Genomic DNA, 18,658 nt, shown 5'->3' with positions numbered 1-18,658 from the left:
AATCTTTATAGTCCTATATTGATACCAACTGAATAGGATTTGTTCAAAGGATAAGCATCGCTTCTGTTACCAGCCATTTCAGGATCAAGACCGCGAAACTTTGTAAAAGTGGCCAGGTTCTCAGTGGATCCAAACACACGCAAATTGCTGATTCCTATCTTACGAAGTATCGGAGATGGCACGTTATAACCGATCTGAAGGTTTTTGAAACGGATGAAATTCAGGTTATCAAGCCAGAAAGTTGTTTCTTCCCTGTTTGCGTTTCCGTTCAGCCTTGGCCATGCACCATCTCTGTTTTCAACTGTCCAGGGATTAGTCTGGTGAGCGGCTGTTGAAGCGTAACGCTGCGTTCCGATGGAAGTGTTGTTATAGTTATTCAGCCAGTAATCTTTCCGGCCGGTAGCGGCTGTTACAAGAAAGGTCACATCAAAGCCTTTCCAGGACACATTGGTGTTCACTGAGAAGTTTGCTGTTGGTCTGTCGCGCTGAATATTAGGATATGCAACTTTATCGTTAGCATCAATTCTGCCGTCGCCGTTTACATCCTCTCTCAGAATATCGCCTGGGGATGCACCCTGTGGCGTTGCATTGTAAACATCCTGCCAGGTTTGAGCAATTCCCTTGTCCTCATAGGTGTACAGGAAGTGATAAGGCATATTCAAAAACGTGTATCCCTTTCCAAGGAATTCGTTCCAGGATTCAAGGTTGGTCCGGTTGTACGAAGCATTCAGGTTGACAACATAGTTGATTTGTCCTTTTGTATCTCTCCACATCAAATTACCCTCGATACCACGGTTACGCAGGTTACCGATGTTTCTACGTGGTGCATCATAAGCACCTGTCAACAAAATAGACATTTCAGACGGCCGGTTCATGCCCGTAGTCAAGCGATCATAATAGTCAATTTCAGCAGTCAGCTTGTTATTAAGAAACCCGAGATCAATACCGATATTCAACACCTTGGTTGTTTCCCATGAAAGGTCTTTGTTTACGAGTTTTCTGTTTACAAAACCTTTTGAAATAACTCCGCCAACCATATAGTTGCTGGCTGCAAGTGTTGATTGCTGCTCATAACGGTCAACGCCACTGTTATTTCCCAGCGATCCGTAAGAAGCACGAAGTTTACCGTTGGTCAGGAATTTGTTGGTGAAACTGCTGATAAAATTCTCTTCTGAAAATCTCCATCCCAGAGCCGCAGACGGAAAAAACCCAAATTGGCTGCCTGGCAAGAATTTAGATGATCCATCCGAACGGAAGTTAACCTCCAAAAGATATTTATCGTAAGCAGAGTAGTTTACCCGGCCAATATAAGAACGCAAACCTTCCGTACTTGAATTACCACTTGTCGACTGAATGTCGGTTAGTGCCGCATCAACTTCATGCAAGGTAGGATATAAACGATCATTTCTTGAAGAAGCCTGGTAACGGTCGTACCAGTATTCTTCGCTGTAAACAAACAATCCACCGATCTCATGGTTTTTTGCAATGGTTTTATTGTAGTTCAAACGCCCGGTTAACATCGTTTTATAACCTGTATTTGTGAAGTTACCTACACCGGCATTTGCTGCTACAAAAAGACGGCTTCCAAAAGAGTTTGTCTGGAAGTTATAGGACTGGTTAGGAATATTAGCCGTGTAGCGAAATTGATTGTAGTAATTCAGCGCGTAATCCACTCTTGCCGTCAGTCCCTCAATTGGCGTCCAATCCAGATACATGCTTGTGTTAGCTTCCTGACGGTTTTGACGGTTCAGGTTGTTAACATAAACAGTATAAGGGTTATAAGCCTGCGGATCTTCATTGTAAGCCATAACACCGCCATAGTTTCCGGTCACAGGATCGTAAGGTAATGTTCCGGCAATTGCATACTGTAAGTCAAAGCCGGCAGTGTTGGAAGCGTCATCATCCGTAAAACCATCTTCCAGTGCGTAAGTCAGTTTAGACCAGTTACCCTGGAATTTAACACCGGTATTGATGTTTTTGCGAATTTTGTAATCGTAGTTAAAACGGGCGTTATAACGTTTAAAGTCGTTATTGATCTGAAGACCCTTTTCATCCATCACACCCACCGATATAAAAAAGTTGGATTTATCACCGCCACCGGAAGCAGATAAGTTATGGTTTTGGATTCTTCCGTTACGCATGATCACATCCCACCAATCCGTGTTTGGATAAGCAACCGGATCAATCATTCCCAAAGCCATCCACTGATCGATTGTTCCATCACGGAAATTGTAGTTGGAACGAAGCGTGTTAACCGCAGCAGCCCGCTGATGTAAAGACAGCGCCCGTGGATAATCTGCAAGGAAGCCGTACGCCTTTGTCGGCACCTGTACTGCGTAATTTCCCGAATAATTAATGGATGCTTTTTCCTGTCCTTTACCAGATTTGGTCGTGATCAGAATTACACCGTTTGCTGCTCTTGATCCGTAAACGGAAGAAGATGTTGCATCTTTCAAAACGGAAATCGTTTCGATGTCGTTCATGTTGATACGGTTGATATCCACATCAGGCATACCATCCACAACCACAAGCGGACTTGCATTGTTTACCGTTCCAAGACCACGAATGATCAACGACGCATTGTTACGGCCTGCCATACCGGTAGACTGCGTAACAGCAAGTCCGGGGACAAGACCTGCAAGACCGGAAGAAACGTTGGAAAGCGAACGGTTGGTGATTTTATCATCTATTTTAATAGACGATACCGCGCCGGTTACATTTACTTTTTTCTGTGTTCCGTAACCGACAACGATTACTTCGTCCAGCGACTTATCCTCAGCGACCAGCTGAATGCTTATCGCGGTTTTGCTTTCGACTACTGCCTCCTGCGACACAAAGCCGATGAAGCTGAAAGTTAATACAGAGGTTGGTCCTGCCACTGTAATTTTGTATTCTCCGTTGGCGTCCGTAGAGGTTCCGTTTGCGGTTCCTTTTTCAACTACGTTCACTCCGGGCAATCCTCCCCCCTTATCATCGGTTACCTTACCGGTAACAGTTACCGCCATAACCGATTCACGCCTGATCCTTTTCAGGACTGTCCCTTTCGCCTCTGCGGGAATAGCTGCAAACAGCCAGAGTAGCGACGTAATCGCCAACCCTCCCCATCCAAGACTCGTAAAAGATTTTTTCATAGACTCAATTTTGAGGTTATTAAAACATTTATAGTTATTCTGACTTGACGCATATTGTACCACCAACCCTGACTTAGCCAAAAACTAATTTTTATCAGAATTGTATAATTTCAACAGTAGACAAACCATTAAAGCCCTGAAAATCACCAATTAAGGCGTTCCAGGGCGCTATTAAAATCATGTTAAAAAATTTTATTCCAATTCCAATTTTATTCTGGAATTAACTCAGAGGGTCACTTATAGTTATCCGGATTCTCATCCTGCCATTCATTCACACCATCACGGATACGGTTACGGAAGGTTAGTGTGTCGGTTGCGAAGGACGTTGTTCCGTCCGCATTGGTATATTTGTACTTGAGATAAATCCTTCTGTCCTGCAATAATTTTGATCGGTTAAAGGTACTTTCGCCGTCTGGCTCAACCTTCACTGCTGATCCGTTTGCCTGGCTCACTGTGATCGTTCCACCATTTAAAGTAAGCTTTAAAGAACCCGTCTGATCACTGATTTTATTGGTTATCAAAGCATTTGGCGCAACCGTTTTCAGGTTCATGATTTTAATCTCGGGCGTAGGAATTGTTGTATAGTAGTTTGTCGTTTTTACCACTTTACCGGTTGCATCTTTAACTACCGTTACTCCTCCATGCCAGTAATTTCCAAATAACATGTTCTCATATTTTAGCGCAACGACTACCGATCTTTTTGCTGCACGTACAGAATCCGCATCAGCAGAAGTGATATAAAAGGGTAAAGCATACACCGGAAACAAGGTTGCTGTATCTTTAAGAAAAGCAGCAGAGTCAGCTTTGATCAACACAGACCCCATGTGATTACCTGCTTTTATTTCCATTTTACTGTTGTCGGAAATCGTGAAATAGGTCGTCGGTATCGGCTTTAGAGCAGTCACAGTAGCGACTGCATCCTTAATATACCCGGCTCCGACTTTCATCGCTGCCAGAATGTTGGCATTGATGAGGCTATTGTCCATCGTGAAATTGACGATCCTGTTTTGTCTGTTTTCACGAAGCCCGGCCAATGCCGCTCCAACTTCAATTTTCATGCCTTCTCCCACCACAAATGTTCTCACATCAGCCTGATACGGGAAGTAGATCGAAGTGTAATCAAAATCCTCAATGTAGTCCTTGTAGCAGGATGTCATGGCTACCGAGAGAAACAGAGCTGCTATTATGATCTTTTTCATATATAATATTTTCATATTGTTTAGCTGTCTGTCCGCCGTTCTATGTTAGTCGGCAGACAGACAATAAGTTTATTTCCAGGCGTCCCAACCTTCATTCTGAACCAGCTTGCTCATATTCAGCATTTCAGCATACGGGATAGGCAGATAAGCTGATGAAAATACGCGTCCTTCAACGGTTTCATTAAGTTTGTAAGTAAATGTTCCGTCTGCATTTCTGGTAATACTAGGCCTGTGTACCGGCTTGTTGATGTCGGTCAGGTTTGTTGACCAGCGACGGATATCAAAGAAGCGCTGTCCTTCGAAACAAAGCTCTAATCTTCTTTCATTTTTAACAAATTCATTATAAGCAGCTTTTCCTGCGGCAGAAACTTCCGTCAGGTAGGGATCGGTTGTAAAACCTTTGCCCCCGTCGGTGTTATTTTTGTTACGGATGTATGCCATTGCATCTTTGGCCGAAAGGCCATATTTACTTCCCAAAGGCCCTTCCACCTGATTAGCTGCTTCTGCAAAAGCAAGTACCATGTGCTCCCAGCGAATGTAAATCTTGAAGTGAGGTTGTCTGTTTACAGAGTTATCACTGAAATTCAGCCCCATGAAAACCATCTTTTTAATATGATAGTTGGTGCGGCTGATGTTGGCAGGTCCTGCTGCATCTTTTGCACCAAGCCAGTTTTCAAAAGTGTACATCGTTGTCGTTGTATTGATCTTGACAGCTTTGGCAGTATTATGAAAGATCGTGGCATAAAAACGCGGATCCCGGTTATCATACGGTTTTGCAGGATCATACAAACTTTTAGGATCGGTGATAGGATATCCATTTTTCATTGGAAAGGCATCAACCAGTTCCTGCGTTGCACCTACGGCACCTGTTCCCTGAAAGCCTGCCGGATAAAACATCCTTTCCATGGCGTCATTGGCATTGTTGTATCTGGATGCAAAGACAATACCGCCAAAGTTAGGATCAAACCAGTTCACCGCTTTTGCAGGTCCGAAACCATTGGTAACTGCATCGGTCTTGAGTTTAAAGTCCATTACCTCTTTGGCAAACTTGGCTGCCATGTCCCAGCGTGTCACATCATTTCCTGGATTGAACCGTGGACTTGCCCAGGTTAAATATACCATTGCTTTTATAGCACGTGTAGAAATTCCATCAAAACGTCCCCAGTAACGTGCGCCAGCATACGCACGGTCATTAATGTTCGGCACCAGAAAGTCGCGGTGAGCAATCGGCAGATATTTATATGCCGAATCACAATCCGCCAAAATCTGTTTCACACATTCATCATAAGTGTTACGAACAAGATTTACTTCCTTTGAAATATCCTGTGGCTCCAATACAATCGGAAAGCCCAAAAGCTGGCCATCGCTACCCTTTCCCCCAAATTTTTGTAAAAGATCCCACTGAAACCAGGCACGAATGGCAAATGCTTCACCCTGAAGACGATTTTTTACCAGACTGTCCAGATGCTGATTTACGAGGAAGCGCGTATTGTAACCGCGACGGTCTTTCAGAAAAAGATTTACCTGATAGATAGAGCGGTAGTCTCGGTCCCAATAAGTCAGGAAAGGATCCTGGCTCGTTGGTAAAGCACCAACTGCCATTCTGGCAATAGCATTGGTAGTGGATGTGATTACTACATCGTCCGTGGCACCATCAAGGTACACGCCCTCATTGTTGTTGTATTCACGGGTCATGTTTTCATAACAGTTCCCAACCAATCCCTGTACCATGTCCTGATACCTCCAGATATCGTCGCTGGTACGGTTACCATTTGGATAGGGGTCCAGATAATCCTTACATGAAACCAGCGAAACGCTCACCAGAGCCAGGGAAAGTACGCTTTTATATATTGTTCTGAAATTCATAGCAATTCTGATTAGAATGTAAGTTTAATACCGGCAGTAAATGTTTTAAACAATGGATAAACTGTAACTCCTGAATTGATTGATTCAGGATCAACATCCTTTATTTTTGAAACAGTCAGCAGATTTGCTCCGCGAACATACAGACGGATACCACGCGCGCCTATTACATTTCCATTAATCAACGGTACGTTATAAGCAAGTTCAACATTCTGGATTTTGAAGAATCCGCCGTCTCTTAACCAGAAGTTCGATCCTACGAAATTGTTGTTTACTTTCTGATAAGTTAGACGTGGGTAAGCACCATCGATATTGTCTCTTACAAAATTGGAGTAATTGTTGTTATCCCAACCGTTCTGGAAATACTTGTTGGTCATAGGGATATCATAAAATGCCCGTCCGTTACCAATACCTACAAGTTCGAAGTTTTTGAAGTTTAATCTCAGATTTACAGAGTAAATCAACCTTGGAGATGTGTGACCGATCGGACTGGAATCATTGTCGTCTATGATGCCGTCATTATTCATGTCTTTGTATTTCAAATCACCGGCTTTCAGGGTTTCGTCATAGATCTGAGGGACAATTCTGGTTTCTGCATCGGTAGCGAATTTGCCAATGTATGTTTGTCCGAAATAGGCATCAGTGGTTGAACCTGTTCTGCGTTGGTAATCAAAGCGGTAACTAGGTTCGTTCCATTGTAGCACTTTGCTGTTTTGAATGGAAGCATTTCCACCAACCGAGAACTTCAAAGCACCAATTTTGTCAGAGTACTGAAGACCTAACTCTACCCCCTTGAATCTAAGCTTGTTGGCATTGATGTAAGGTCTCGCGTTGGAAACACCGGCCGTGTAAGGAATTGTGTTTGCTGCCTGCTGTACAATAATACCGTCACGAAGGTTATTGTAATAGCTAATTTCTGCTGAAAGTTTGCTGTTAAAAAGCAAAGCATCCACACCTACACTGAACTCCTTACGTTTCTCCCAGGTAAGATCAGGATTTCCGATACGTGCCGGAACGGTTCTGTAAACCTGGTTATCTGTGTTGCTTCCAAACCACTGATTGGTTGTGTAGGGACCAAATGCAGATCCGGTTGAGTTCACGCTCCATCTGTCCAGATATGAAAATGCAGGAGGGTTACCTTCAAAACCCAGAATCCCTGCTTCTGCGCGAAGTTTAAGATAATTTACAGATTTAACATCTGATAAAAAACCTTCCTCAGATAATACCCAGCCTAAGCCAACGGATGGGAAAGTAGCATACCTTTTACCTTTATCAAAACCATAAGTTCCCGCATAGTTTACTACACTCTGGAAGATGTATTTGTCTTTGAAAGAATATGTTCCTGTGAAAATTGCATTTTGCAAGCGCTGTGGTTCTTCGATACCATTACGAGAGTTTTTACCCAGATAGTAAGTCAGACCAACCTGTACATCGTGTGCATCCCAGGCTTTCTGATAACTAAGGTTTTCATAAATGACAAAACGCTGAGAATAATAATCATGTAGTTTCTCCTGTCCAGACATATCAGTTCCGTCGTGCACTTTGTTCAGCCTTACCGTATCAGCACCGCTGGCGGTAACTCCCGGAACAACCACGTAAGCGATATAGTCTTCTGCCTTTCCGATCCGAACACTGTTGTAAACGTTGAAACCTACAAATGTTTTGGATTTGAGTCCAGGTATCAACTCTTTCAAGTCATATTCGAATGTAAGGTTGGAAGCACCCGTACGACCTGTTTCGGTGTAATATCCGTTGTGCATGATGTTTCCAATAGGGTTTTGCCGGTAAGACGTATTGGAACTCACAGCATACCATGGTGCTACCGGATTGTCACCAAACGCAGCATAAATCGGAAAAGCGATCGGAGGCGTGTTGATAGTCTCATTTAAAACCGTATTAAACTCAACAAGATCCAGGGCCGTGTTGGTATTTCCATCCTCATTGGTAAAGTTTGAGTTGTAGCCATAGTTCGGAGACCGACGGATGGTCATCCCTCCAAAAAAGTCAAATTTTACCTTAATCAATTCGTTTACTTTGATATCAATGTTTGAACGAACGTTGACCCTGTGGTAATCCGACTTGCTGCCGATTTTATAAATATCGCCCTCGCCATTGTATCCTAAATAAGCATTGTACTGAACCGTTTCGTTACCTCCCATAGACGACAAGTTAGCCCGTGTAAAGGTTTTGGTATTCTTCAGTAGCAGGTTGCGGAAGTCAACGCTTGGATATTTAAAACTATAGGGATCATTCTTGGCATATTCACTGATCGCCGTTTCATCGTATAACGGTGTCAACCCGCTGTTTGTTCTTGCAGTGTTGTTCAGTCTTGCATAATCTGCACCAGAAGCCCACCCCGGAAAGCGATCGATGCTGCTTACACCCTGTTCGGCACTTACACTCATCACACGCTCATGAACTCTTCCGCGTTTGGTTTTAATGTAAATAATTCCATTTACACCTTTTGGTCCAAGCATTGCCTTACCAATGATGTCCTTTATAACCGTTACAGATTCAATTTCCTGAGGGTCAAGTGGCATTTCGGTTATATCAACAGGAATATCGTCAATGATAAAAATCGGGCTGTTTCCTCTCGAATATAAGTTGACTTTATCCGTTACACGAAAGTTACCATTTTGTTCTTCGGCATTAAGACCTACCGAACCATCACGTTCCACCACTTCAAGCCCTGGTACCAGACCTGCAAATACGTTCCTGAGGTCATTGCTCGGATAACGTTCCAGATCTCCGGTTTTCAATGTATAATAATTTCCGGTTAAATTTCTCCTTTTCAGTTCTGTAAAAGGCATTGGTACCAGATCATCCGGGGTCGTGAACAGTTTCGCTTTTTTAAGTACAATATTATCCTCAATCAGTTCTCCAATCAACGATACTTTCCGGCCATATCCGTAAGAAGAAACGGAAATAAAATCCTCTGGCAACGCTTTGAAGCTAACGCCACCGCTGGCATCGGTTTCAGTATGAATCATACCTTCGCCGACAACAACAGTCGCTTTGGGAATTGGATTTCCCATTTCATCAGTCACTTTCAGGCTGACATTAACAGGCTTTGATTTTTTTGATTTGTCCTGTGCATTTACTGTTCCTGCAAGAAGCGTTAGTAAAAGCAAGCCGACGAAACCAAGTTTTTGGTAAACTATATTAAATCTCATAATCATCAGTTTAAGGGTAAGGCTACCAAACTTCGTTGGAAACAAAATTTTTCATTTTGTACATATCTTCCGTGTTAAATGGGAAATAGTACATAGCTTCTTTCCAGCGCACCTGGCGATCAGCCGATAATGGCAGACGGGTATATCTGTAACCTGTCGGATAGGTTGTACTCACAGGTACTTTCTCGATGTCCACACGCATTACAGTTCCACTCATTACCGCAGGTGCATCTTTCCAACGGCGAATGTCGTGGAAATAATGGCCTCCTTCAAAGCACAATTCAATCGTCCTTTCGTTTTTGATCCTGTCTCGCAGTTTTTCTTTTGATGCTGCAAAAGCAGGCAACACTTCCGGCATGCTGACACGTTTTCTGATTTTGTTTAGCGCCTGAAGAGCCGTCACTGTCGCTCCTGGTGCAGATCCGTTTGGACCATACGCCTCATTTGCAGCTTCTGCGTAATTCAGATAAAGCTCGCCCAAACGGATCAGAGGATCGGTGTATTGAGGAGTCGTTTTATTGTTTACGCTTTGCTCTCCCCAGGTTTTTCTTTCATAATAACCTGTACGTGTGATACCTGCATAGGTTTGATCCAGTAACTGTCCGTAAACGGCGGCACCGTTGACAGTCTGATAATAGATTTGCGCTGCACCGTATCCGGGAACCGGAGCGGTGTTGTAAATAATATCGATATAAAACCTTGGGTCACGGTTCGCATAAGGATCCTGTTCGTTGTAATGTCCGGCTGCAGCTGCTGCTTTTCGGTCCGCATCGGTATTCAAAGGTTCTCCCCACTTCGTTTCAAATTTATCGACGGTATTTTGTGTAGGGCATTCACCAGACCAACCCGTTTTACCACCACCAAAAACACCGTTCATTTGTGTATTAAGATCTCCTGTGTTATATGCCTTGGTTCCGGCAGACCAACCCCACAATTGTTCGTTTGAATACAGGTTGCCGATGTAGTTTTTCTTGTAATCAGCTTGTGTAAGCAGGTCATACTGATTTGCTTCTGCAATTTTGATTGCTTCCCAGTTTGCAATTGCCGCATTTTCCCAATCCTTGATACCCAACTCATTATTTAATGGACTTGCAGCATAAAGAAGTGCACGACCTTTGAAGGCTTTTGCAGCGACTCCGTTCGGACGTTTTTGTTCAGGATTGTTCAAATGGCCGGCAATGCCAGGTCCCGGGTCACGGCGCATCAGATTTCCCTGCTCAAAGTACATTGCAGCAGTGTCCATATCCGCAGCGATACGCATAAGTGTTTCGTGTTTGGAAAGCCTTGGAATATCCCAGGCATCATCCGGACCGATCACAGTGTTTAGATAAGGCATTGGTCCCCAAAGTCTGAACAGTTCAAAGTGAGCGAACGCACGAATGAAGTGCGCCTGACCTTTAAAGTCGTTGATGTCAACCGGACTTACATCTTTAAGTAAATTAATGTTTTTGATAGAAGTATTACAAATACGAATGATCTCAAACATTGCACCAAGAATCGGACGTCGTGAACGGTCATAGGTCATTTTGTTAATAATGGCTGAAACAGAACCGCCCTTTACAACCTGCGAATCCATCAGACGCCCCATGTCACTCATGTCGGTCAGCGACTCCATGGTGTATTTCTGATCCCAGAAATCGAAATACAATGAATAGGCCGTTTTAATATTGTAAGCCCGCCAGGTACCCGCATCGTTTTTGTTACCTTCATAGATGGCATCAAAAAACCTTTTGAAGTTTTCGTACTTGGAAAATACATCGGCGGTTGTTAAACCTGACTCCGGAGCTTTATCCAGAAAGCTTTCTACACAAGACGACAACAATACGATAAGCAGTATCGGCGCCAGTAGTATGGTGATATATTTTTTCATATTAATAGATTTTTGTATTTAAAATGCAGCTCTGATAGCAAATTTGATACTTGTCATCTGAGGATAAAAACCCTGGTTGAAATCTTTTGCTTCCGGGTCTCCTTCAATCAACTTGGTGATTGTCAGCAGGTTATTAGCCGTAACAAAAAACAACAGATTCGATGTACCCAATACTCGCTTCAATACTTTCGAATTGAAAGTGTATGCAGCGTAAACCTCTTTCAAACGGATGTAATTTGCATTTCTCCAGAAACGGTTTTTCACCATAATATCAAAACCTCTGTCGGCTTCACCACCACCCCAGAAAAGGTTGTCGGTACTTCCGCCCGCAGAATAGTGCAGTGTTGCGTGATTTGCACCCGGATTTGTTGGTGTCCAGTAGTCAAGCTGCGAAGCGTGAACACGCCAGTCACCCTTGATAAATTCTACCTCGTAAGGCTGATTGAATTCAACATATTTACCTACGTTTCCTGTAAACAGGAAGTTGAAATCAAATTTTTTGTATGAGAAACCCGCGTTGAAAGAATAGGTCAGCGGAGGATAGTCAGATCCCGGAATCGGATATTTATCCAGATTGGTGATTTTACCATCCCCGTTATAATCCAGGAATTTGTAGTCACCAACGCTGAGTTTATTCAAATCAATTGCCGAAACGTTGTTATGGATATCATCCACAGAAGTATAGTATCCTGTTCCGGTAAGCTCTACCCCGCTCAGCTGAGCACCAAGTGGTTTGTCCTGCGCTTTCTGATAATCAAATGCATAAGGAAGATCGTCTTTAAACAGGATACGGTTTTCATTAAACCCGAATACACCTTTTACGAAGTATGCAAAGCCGGAAGTAAGATTTTTTCTGTATTCCATTTCCAGCTCGATACCATGTTTCTTCAAACGGCCCAGGTTTAGTTCTTTGAAAGAATTACCTACGAGCATGGTTACGCTTTGTGGGACCAGAAGCATTTTTTCACGATACTCATCAAACAGATCGACTGTAAAAGTGAAGCTGTCGTTGAAAAGACCTACTTCTACACCAAAGTCTCTCTTACGCGCTTCTTCCCATTGTGAAACTGTATTCGCACCCAGGTCTTCATGGATATAACCTGCGTTATCCTTAAAATAATCACTCAGATACAACCAGCGGTTTGCAGCGATATCACTACCTACTTTACCGTCAGAATATCTGAATTTCAGCTTACTGATCCAGGGAACGCTGTTTTTCATGAATTTTTCCTCTGACATCATATAACCAATAGCTCCGGACGGGAAAAATCCATAGCGGTTACCTGGCGCAAAACGCTCCGAACCTGTATAACCTACGTTAACTTCCACCATGTATTTACCTGCATAATCATATGTTCCACGTCCAACCGCTCCCTGGTTATAATAAGGAAACTGTGTCGTTTTATCCTTTTGCTGACGGTTTACAAGTGCAAGCCCGGAAACACTGTGTTTACCGAACGTGCGGTTATAACTGGTTGAAAATTCGTAGTAAAGATCTTTGTAATAGTCATTTTCCAGGTTACCTACGTTGATATCCAAAGGTCCCAACTGGAACATTTCATTACCCTGTCCGTTCCGAAACCATGGATTTTCTTCACTACCGATTTTGTCGTAATTAAGCTGGTATTCAGGAAATGAGTATGATGCGTTCAGAGAGTTATTCCGATAATATGTACTGAGTGAAACTTTACCACGCATGCTCAATCCCTGCGTAATTCCGTCCAGTTTTTGATCCAGGATCAAATCTGTAAATAATTTGGAATCCAGGTACCTGTTAAAGCTACCCCTATTCATGGATGTATATGGGTTTCCGGTAAACTCGCCGAAGTTCATCGCAAGTCTGTCGCCACTGTCGTTTGGATAATCAGGATCAGGAACCTGTTCCAAAACCCATGCAGGGAAATAGGCAGGATATCTTGACGGGCCTGTCGAATACAAGTTTCTCCATGGTGAGTCCGTTGGCTGGTTTTTTATTCCCGTTTCTCCACCTACATTAAGTGAAAGCGTTGTCGATTTTGTTAGATTAAAATCAATATTCGTACGATAGTTGAACCGGTTATACCAGTAACGCGTGTCGTCGTAACCTTCGTGATATGCCTTGAAGAAGTCGCCCTGGTGAGAATATCCAACGGATGCAAAGTACTTGATAAAGTTGGTACCTCCTGACAGGTTAAAGTTTGCGTTGGCGTTAGCAGCAAACGGTTTCGTCATCAATTCAAACCAGTTTACGTCAGGATAACGTAAAGCATTCAAAGCAGTTGTAGGACTTTTGTATTCATTTAAAGCATTTTGTGGAATCAACTCTGTGAATTGCTGTCCGTTCATCAATGCCTGGTTGTACATCGACATCGTCCTGTATGAACTGATGTGATCAGGGATACGTGTGGCTTTCGACATACCGTATGAGGCAGTGAAATCCAGTTTCGGCTTACCAATTGCTCCCCTTTTAGTAGTTACAATCACCACACCATTTGCACCTTTAGCACCAAAAACCGCCGTAGCAGACGCATCTTTCAAAACAGAGATTGTTGCAATCTCATTGGGATCCATGTCCTTAAAATCGCGCTCAACGCCATCAACCATGATTAATGGTTGGGAACCGTTCCAGCTGGAAAGACCACGGATGATAATTTCAGAGTGGTCATTACCGGGCTCTCCGCTCGATTGCATGGTTAATACCCCTGACAATTTACCTGCAATGGCGTTGGTAATGTTGGAAGTTCCTGAGCGCATCAGCGCCTTGTTATCCACCTGTGTGATCGCACCAACCACACTTTCTTTACGCTGAACACCGTAACCTACTACGACAACCTCTTCAAGCGATTTATTTTCGGAAGCCAGTTTTACGTCAAAAGTCCGTTTGGTTCCAACCGGATGTTCCTGGCTTACATATCCTATATAGCTAAAAACCAGAACCGAACTATTTGATGCTACTGTAATTTTATATCTTCCTTCTGTATCTGTTGAAAGACCGTTCACAGTTCCCTTCTCCACTACGTTTACACCGGGAAGCGCTTCGCCATTGTCTCCTTTCACAACACCGCTAACGGTTACAGCCATTGCATTCAGACTGTTGCTCATTACCCGGGTGAGGCGGTTGGCGTGAAATTCCTCTGTAGAAAGTACAGGCTCATTTTCATGGGCAGGAAGTGAAGAAGTTGGTTTTGCTTTGGTAATAACCTCAGTCACAGTTTGCTTTTTGGCACTCGAAACATAAATCGTTTCGTTGATTCTGTTAAAACTAAGATTGGATTCTTTTGAAATGTGCCGAAGGATCTTGCCAATACTGGTTGATGAAAAGTTCAGATCAACCTTTTTGTTTTGAACAAGCTTCTGATCATACTGAAAGTTGAAATCCGTTTTGTCGTTGATCGCAACAAAAGCGTCTTCCAGTTTTACATTTTTAAGATTAATAGAAATAATGATTTTCTCAATGCTCTGCTCCTGGGCTTTACCATCAGAGGCCGACAATAACCCGACGAACAGGCATTGCAAAACCATACCGACAACTGCGTACCTAGACATCGCTACAATTTGTTGTAGTAGTTTATATTCCATATTTTTGATGGTTTGAATTTAACAATTCATTCAGGTGACTTTTACCATTTTTGATTGAGCGCCAACTCTTATGCTTGGTTAAGTCACATCCGCGGACCGGTAGCCTTTGGGTTACCGGTTTTTTATTAGCTTGTATTCAAGGGCATGTTTAGTTAGATTATTGAAGGTTTACGGTATCCTTATTTATCGTATATGAAAATCGGTTGGGGTAACTCATTACATTGAGAATGTATTCGAGCTGTTTGTGCTGAAACTTTCCGCTGAATCGCCAGCTGGGATCATCCAGTTTTTTCAGGTCGGCAATGTGGATCCTGACTCCGTACCAGCGTTCCAGCTTTTTTACCGTTGAGATAAAGTCTGACTTTTCGAAATACAGAATCCCGTCTTTCCAGCCAATCTGCTCCTTTTCGTCGTAATCACTTTTGATCAGCTCACCCTTTGTCTTCTGAAAAGTGACCATCTCATTACCAGTGAGACACACACTGTTTTTATCCTCAGTCGGTGCCAGTCTTGTATTAACTTTTACTTTGCCCTCAACCACTGCAATTTGAACATCCTCATTTTCAGGATAGGCTCTTACATTAAAGGAAGTCCCAAGAACCCTTGTCACAATTTCTCCGGTATGAATAATGAATGGCGACTTTGCATTTTTAGCTACACTGAAAAAGGCCTCTCCTGAAAGCGTCACTTCACGAAGCGTATCCGGGAAAACTTTGGGATACGTAATGGTGGAACCCGCGTTTAATCTGACAATCGTTCCGTCAGGCAATTTGATATCCCGTTGCTGCCCGTTACCGGTTTTTTGTTCAACAGAAGAAATGACGGTTTCACCAGTAGTTGGTAATAAAAAACGTCCGGCAAAAAAGAACACAAGTAAAACCGACGCAGCTGCGAGTATATTAAAAAACGTAAATATTCTGCGGAAAGGATTGACAATCACTTCCTGCTCAGAAATGGTTGGTGTAGTAAAAGAAGATTCAAGTTTTTTCCATTCCTGATGCACGTCTTCTGCTTCGGGGGCAATACCTTTTATTTGTATGGCATTTAAGATTCTTCGGGCTTTTTCGATTTCAGTTTTACGTGACGGGTTTGAGCGCATCCACGATGCCCACAAATGATCTTTCTCCGGAGCGGAGCCATTAACCCATGCCCGGAAATCCTCATCCAGGATAAAGTCGTTACAAGTAAAATGATCGTAAATTTTCTTCAATAGGATAATATTTATTCTTTAATTTAATAAAGCAAGATAATCTTCAAAGTGACCCTCGTTCCGTCTTCTTTTTTGAAGAAATATTTACATTTTTATCAAAAATAGATATAAAATTCTAATAATCAGATAGTTAAGTCTTCCGCAAACGTTTGCAAATTTTCCAAAAAAGTTGATTTGCTAAGAATATTAAAGAAGGCCGCCTGAAGAAAAAGAATGAAGGATCCGATCAGAAAAGAAGCTTTATCTGATTGCAGAACAAGCTCTTCATTAAGTGAATCCAGGGCTTTGTAAATCAGCTTGTAAACTGCCCTTGTGGAGATGTTCATTATTGCAGCGATATCGGCAAATGAACGGTCGTTATAGAACTTTAGATAGAGTGCTTCCTTCTGGCGATCTGGTAGGTTTTGGATCGCGTCCTGAAGCAGGTTATTATTTTCAGTCAGCGTCTGGTCATAGATCATTTGTGATTCGGCGGAGAGTTCAATGTGAAACTCAGGATTTTCTGCACCTAACTCAACAAAAATAGAATTGGATTTTAGTCTTTTGAGGATCAGCCGGCGAAGTGAGGCCATCAGGTAATTGCGGATTGAGTCGGACGAGCCCAGAAATTCCTTTCTCTCCCAGATGTTCAGGAAAAGTATCTGAATACAATCTTTGACTTCGTCCTCATCCTGGTTGAAACGTAGTCCGTAATTAAATAAAGAGGGATAATTAAGTTTAAAGATCTTCTCAAAAGCAGAATAATTTCCTGCCTTCAATGAATCCCATAACGGGTCTGAACTGAGAATTTCCTTAGGTAATATTCCGCTTGCCTGAGAATAGTTACCAGGTAAAGTGACTCCATTTTCCATTTCCATAATTTCCGATCCGACCTTGGTCTCTTTTCCTTAAAAATTACAATGATGCTTGCGCCTATTGAACCTGACGCTATAACTTGGATTTACCCCTAATAGTTATTTTAATTCTACGAATAATAAAATTGAATCCTGGATAAAATTATGGCATAATGGGCCTGTCAACCTCGCTCTGGTGCGGTCTGGCGACGAATTTGTGCAGAAAATTTATTTGAAATATATAAAAGCAGCGTTTAGTGAACTTCTAAACAAAAAACCATAGTAAAAAAAAAAGGAAGGTCAGCGACATGATAAGCAGCACGATTCCTTTAATGATGTTTCCTGCTCCAAATGACTTTACGGCAGGATGGATGGGTTCCTTTTCGCCAATAATTTCCAGAGAACTTCGAATTCTGCCCCATATGGAGTTCACTTCCTGATTCGAAAGCATGTCGGGTTTCCAGTCCGAAGCGGTGAGTACAAGTTCACGAGCCCTGTCGACATTCTCCTTCATGTAAGGATATTTGATTATCCAGTTCTCCCAAAAAGCACGAATGGAAGGGTCATCCGGAAACCGGACCCATCTTATAAAAAGATTTTCCATCGCTAACTCTTCGGCCGAATAATCCGAATACGGTTTCATGTACAGCACGTTAATACTTTTATGAACAGTTGTTCAAACGTCTAATAAATTATTTTACTTCTTAAAATCAGGCAGAATAAATACACTCACCCCGTTTATAAAAAAAGTAATTAAATCGCTTTTTATACTCGCCAAATCCGAACTGTTTCACGATTGACAGCAGGCAAATTTTCCTGGTTCAAAATTATTTCAGTTATCACCAGCAAATTTCGTTAAGCTCAAGATCAGTAAATAGCACTAAAAAAATCAATTTTCCTTTTAAATCGTGATTTAGAAAGGTTTTTCAAATGTCTGCTGCGGGAAATTACGTACATGGAAACCATTCTACCTGGTAGAAAAGTCAGGTATTTCAACTCTAAAAATATAACTATGTTGACTTTAATTTTGATTAAACTTTTAAATAAAAAAATCAGAATGTATGAAAACGGAAACAACAACTCAATTTCTCGCCGCCCTCGAAGGCGTGGAACTTACCAAAGAACAACATGCCAGAATTTCTTCCGGTATTGCACAAGTGGTTATGAAAGAACTTGCCGGTCTTGACAACCGCGGAGATCTTGCTTTAAGCAGAAAAATCAAACTGGAAAAAATCAAGATTCCCGGACCGATAATCGAAGGAATTTATGCCCGGATACAAAAGGATCTTTTTATCTGATGTTGTTCAAAAGTCAGTATACCTCAAACTCCACATGATAATGGCAACTGGAAGAAAGGACAAGTCCGGAACAGAATCACTGCTTTGCCCGAGCTACCTCAGCAAACCGGGGGCGCAATTATTCGGCATACAAAATTCAGAGGGTACTATCGACTACCTGAAAGAAACGATCACAGTTGATCAGACATTTACAGAGGCAGCAAAAACCGGCCGTCCTGCGGAAGAGCGGTTTCGTTTTGCAGGTAAATGCATCGAAAAAGGCTGTCATCAATGGAACGACCAGGAGCATCAGTGCGGCCTTGTCGGTGCGATTATCGAACGGATGAACAACCCTGTTACCAATGCCGTTTTACATTGTCCGATCAAAGCAAGATGCAGGTGGTTTGCTCAGAAAGGAATTCAGGCCTGTGCCAACTGTAATGATGTGATCAGAAATCTTGAAATACATCATTTCGCTGAAGCATAAATTTCTTTAGACTTTCCAAGTCTTAAAGACTTGGAAAGTCTCGGTTTGAAAGTCTGC

General features: G+C 42.4%; 11 protein-coding genes. 2 read left to right on the top strand and 9 right to left on the bottom strand.

Annotated features, from left to right (window positions below):
• Window positions 1-5 precede the first annotated feature (5 nt).
• From E0F88_RS15175 to E0F88_RS15135, 9 genes are all read right to left on the bottom strand, one after another.
• Window positions 6-3,131 (bottom strand): SusC/RagA family TonB-linked outer membrane protein, encoded by a 3,126-nt coding sequence (locus E0F88_RS15175; RefSeq protein WP_131959122.1) that lies wholly within the window; start codon window positions 3,129-3,131, stop codon window positions 6-8.
• A gap of 233 nt (window positions 3,132-3,364) precedes the next feature.
• Window positions 3,365-4,330 (bottom strand): DUF1735 domain-containing protein, encoded by a 966-nt coding sequence (locus tag E0F88_RS15170; protein ID WP_131959121.1) that lies wholly within the window; start codon window positions 4,328-4,330, stop codon window positions 3,365-3,367.
• A gap of 69 nt (window positions 4,331-4,399) precedes the next feature.
• Window positions 4,400-6,196: a RagB/SusD family nutrient uptake outer membrane protein gene (locus E0F88_RS15165; RefSeq protein ID WP_131959120.1), complete on the bottom strand. Its 1,797-nt coding sequence runs from the start codon at window positions 6,194-6,196 to the stop codon at window positions 4,400-4,402.
• An 11-nt stretch (window positions 6,197-6,207) separates the two neighbouring features.
• Window positions 6,208-9,366, bottom strand: a complete 3,159-nt coding sequence (locus E0F88_RS15160; protein WP_131959119.1) for a SusC/RagA family TonB-linked outer membrane protein — start codon at window positions 9,364-9,366, stop codon at window positions 6,208-6,210.
• Window positions 9,367-9,388: 22 nt separating this feature from the next.
• A complete protein-coding gene (locus E0F88_RS15155; protein ID WP_131959118.1) occupies window positions 9,389-11,236 on the bottom strand; it encodes a RagB/SusD family nutrient uptake outer membrane protein in 1,848 nt (615 codons plus the stop codon).
• 18 nt (window positions 11,237-11,254) lie between these two features.
• Window positions 11,255-14,794: a SusC/RagA family TonB-linked outer membrane protein gene (locus E0F88_RS15150; RefSeq protein WP_229213778.1), complete on the bottom strand. Its 3,540-nt coding sequence runs from the start codon at window positions 14,792-14,794 to the stop codon at window positions 11,255-11,257.
• Window positions 14,795-14,951: 157 nt separating this feature from the next.
• A complete protein-coding gene (locus E0F88_RS15145; protein WP_131959117.1) occupies window positions 14,952-16,004 on the bottom strand; it encodes a FecR family protein in 1,053 nt (350 codons plus the stop codon).
• 122 nt (window positions 16,005-16,126) lie between these two features.
• The gene (locus E0F88_RS15140) at window positions 16,127-16,855 is read right to left on the bottom strand and encodes an RNA polymerase sigma factor (protein WP_220466303.1); all 729 of its coding nucleotides are present in this window, start codon (window positions 16,853-16,855) and stop codon (window positions 16,127-16,129) included.
• Between the two features lie 247 nt (window positions 16,856-17,102).
• Window positions 17,103-17,480 carry a hypothetical protein gene (locus tag E0F88_RS15135; protein ID WP_131959115.1) on the bottom strand — a complete coding sequence of 126 codons (378 nt, stop codon included), beginning with the start codon at window positions 17,478-17,480 and terminating at the stop codon, window positions 17,103-17,105.
• A 418-nt stretch (window positions 17,481-17,898) separates the two neighbouring features.
• On the opposite strand from E0F88_RS15135, the gene E0F88_RS15130 reads away from it, so the two are divergent.
• Both E0F88_RS15130 and E0F88_RS15125 read left to right on the top strand, forming a co-directional pair.
• Entirely contained in the window at window positions 17,899-18,135 is a 237-nt protein-coding gene (locus E0F88_RS15130; protein WP_131959114.1) for a hypothetical protein, read from the top strand.
• A gap of 40 nt (window positions 18,136-18,175) precedes the next feature.
• The gene (locus E0F88_RS15125) at window positions 18,176-18,601 is read left to right on the top strand and encodes a hypothetical protein (protein ID WP_131959113.1); all 426 of its coding nucleotides are present in this window, start codon (window positions 18,176-18,178) and stop codon (window positions 18,599-18,601) included.
• The last annotated feature ends 57 nt before the right edge of the window (window positions 18,602-18,658 follow it).

Source organism: Dyadobacter psychrotolerans, from assembly GCF_004349265.1.
Lineage (GTDB): Bacteria > Bacteroidota > Bacteroidia > Cytophagales > Spirosomataceae > Dyadobacter > Dyadobacter psychrotolerans.
The sequence above is the reverse complement of the archived record's forward strand: the minus strand, read 5'-3'. Positions and strand labels throughout refer to the sequence as shown.

Bases quoted from the DNA above. Each gene is read 5' to 3' on its own strand.
- E0F88_RS15140 (WP_220466303.1), bottom strand. From the start codon at position 16,855: ATGGAAAATGGAGTCACTTTACCTGGTAACTATTCTCAGGCAAGCGGA.
- E0F88_RS15125 (WP_131959113.1), top strand. From the start codon at position 18,176: ATGGCAACTGGAAGAAAGGACAAGTCCGGAACAGAATCACTGCTTTGC.
- E0F88_RS15170 (WP_131959121.1), bottom strand. From the start codon at position 4,330: ATGAAAAAGATCATAATAGCAGCTCTGTTTCTCTCGGTAGCCATGACA.
- E0F88_RS15175 (WP_131959122.1), bottom strand. From the start codon at position 3,131: ATGAAAAAATCTTTTACGAGTCTTGGATGGGGAGGGTTGGCGATTACG.
- E0F88_RS15155 (WP_131959118.1), bottom strand. From the start codon at position 11,236: ATGAAAAAATATATCACCATACTACTGGCGCCGATACTGCTTATCGTA.
- E0F88_RS15130 (WP_131959114.1), top strand. From the start codon at position 17,899: ATGAAAACGGAAACAACAACTCAATTTCTCGCCGCCCTCGAAGGCGTG.
- E0F88_RS15150 (WP_229213778.1), bottom strand. From the start codon at position 14,794: ATGGAATATAAACTACTACAACAAATTGTAGCGATGTCTAGGTACGCA.
- E0F88_RS15160 (WP_131959119.1), bottom strand. From the start codon at position 9,366: ATGAGATTTAATATAGTTTACCAAAAACTTGGTTTCGTCGGCTTGCTT.
- E0F88_RS15165 (WP_131959120.1), bottom strand. From the start codon at position 6,196: ATGAATTTCAGAACAATATATAAAAGCGTACTTTCCCTGGCTCTGGTG.
- E0F88_RS15135 (WP_131959115.1), bottom strand. From the start codon at position 17,480: ATGAAACCGTATTCGGATTATTCGGCCGAAGAGTTAGCGATGGAAAAT.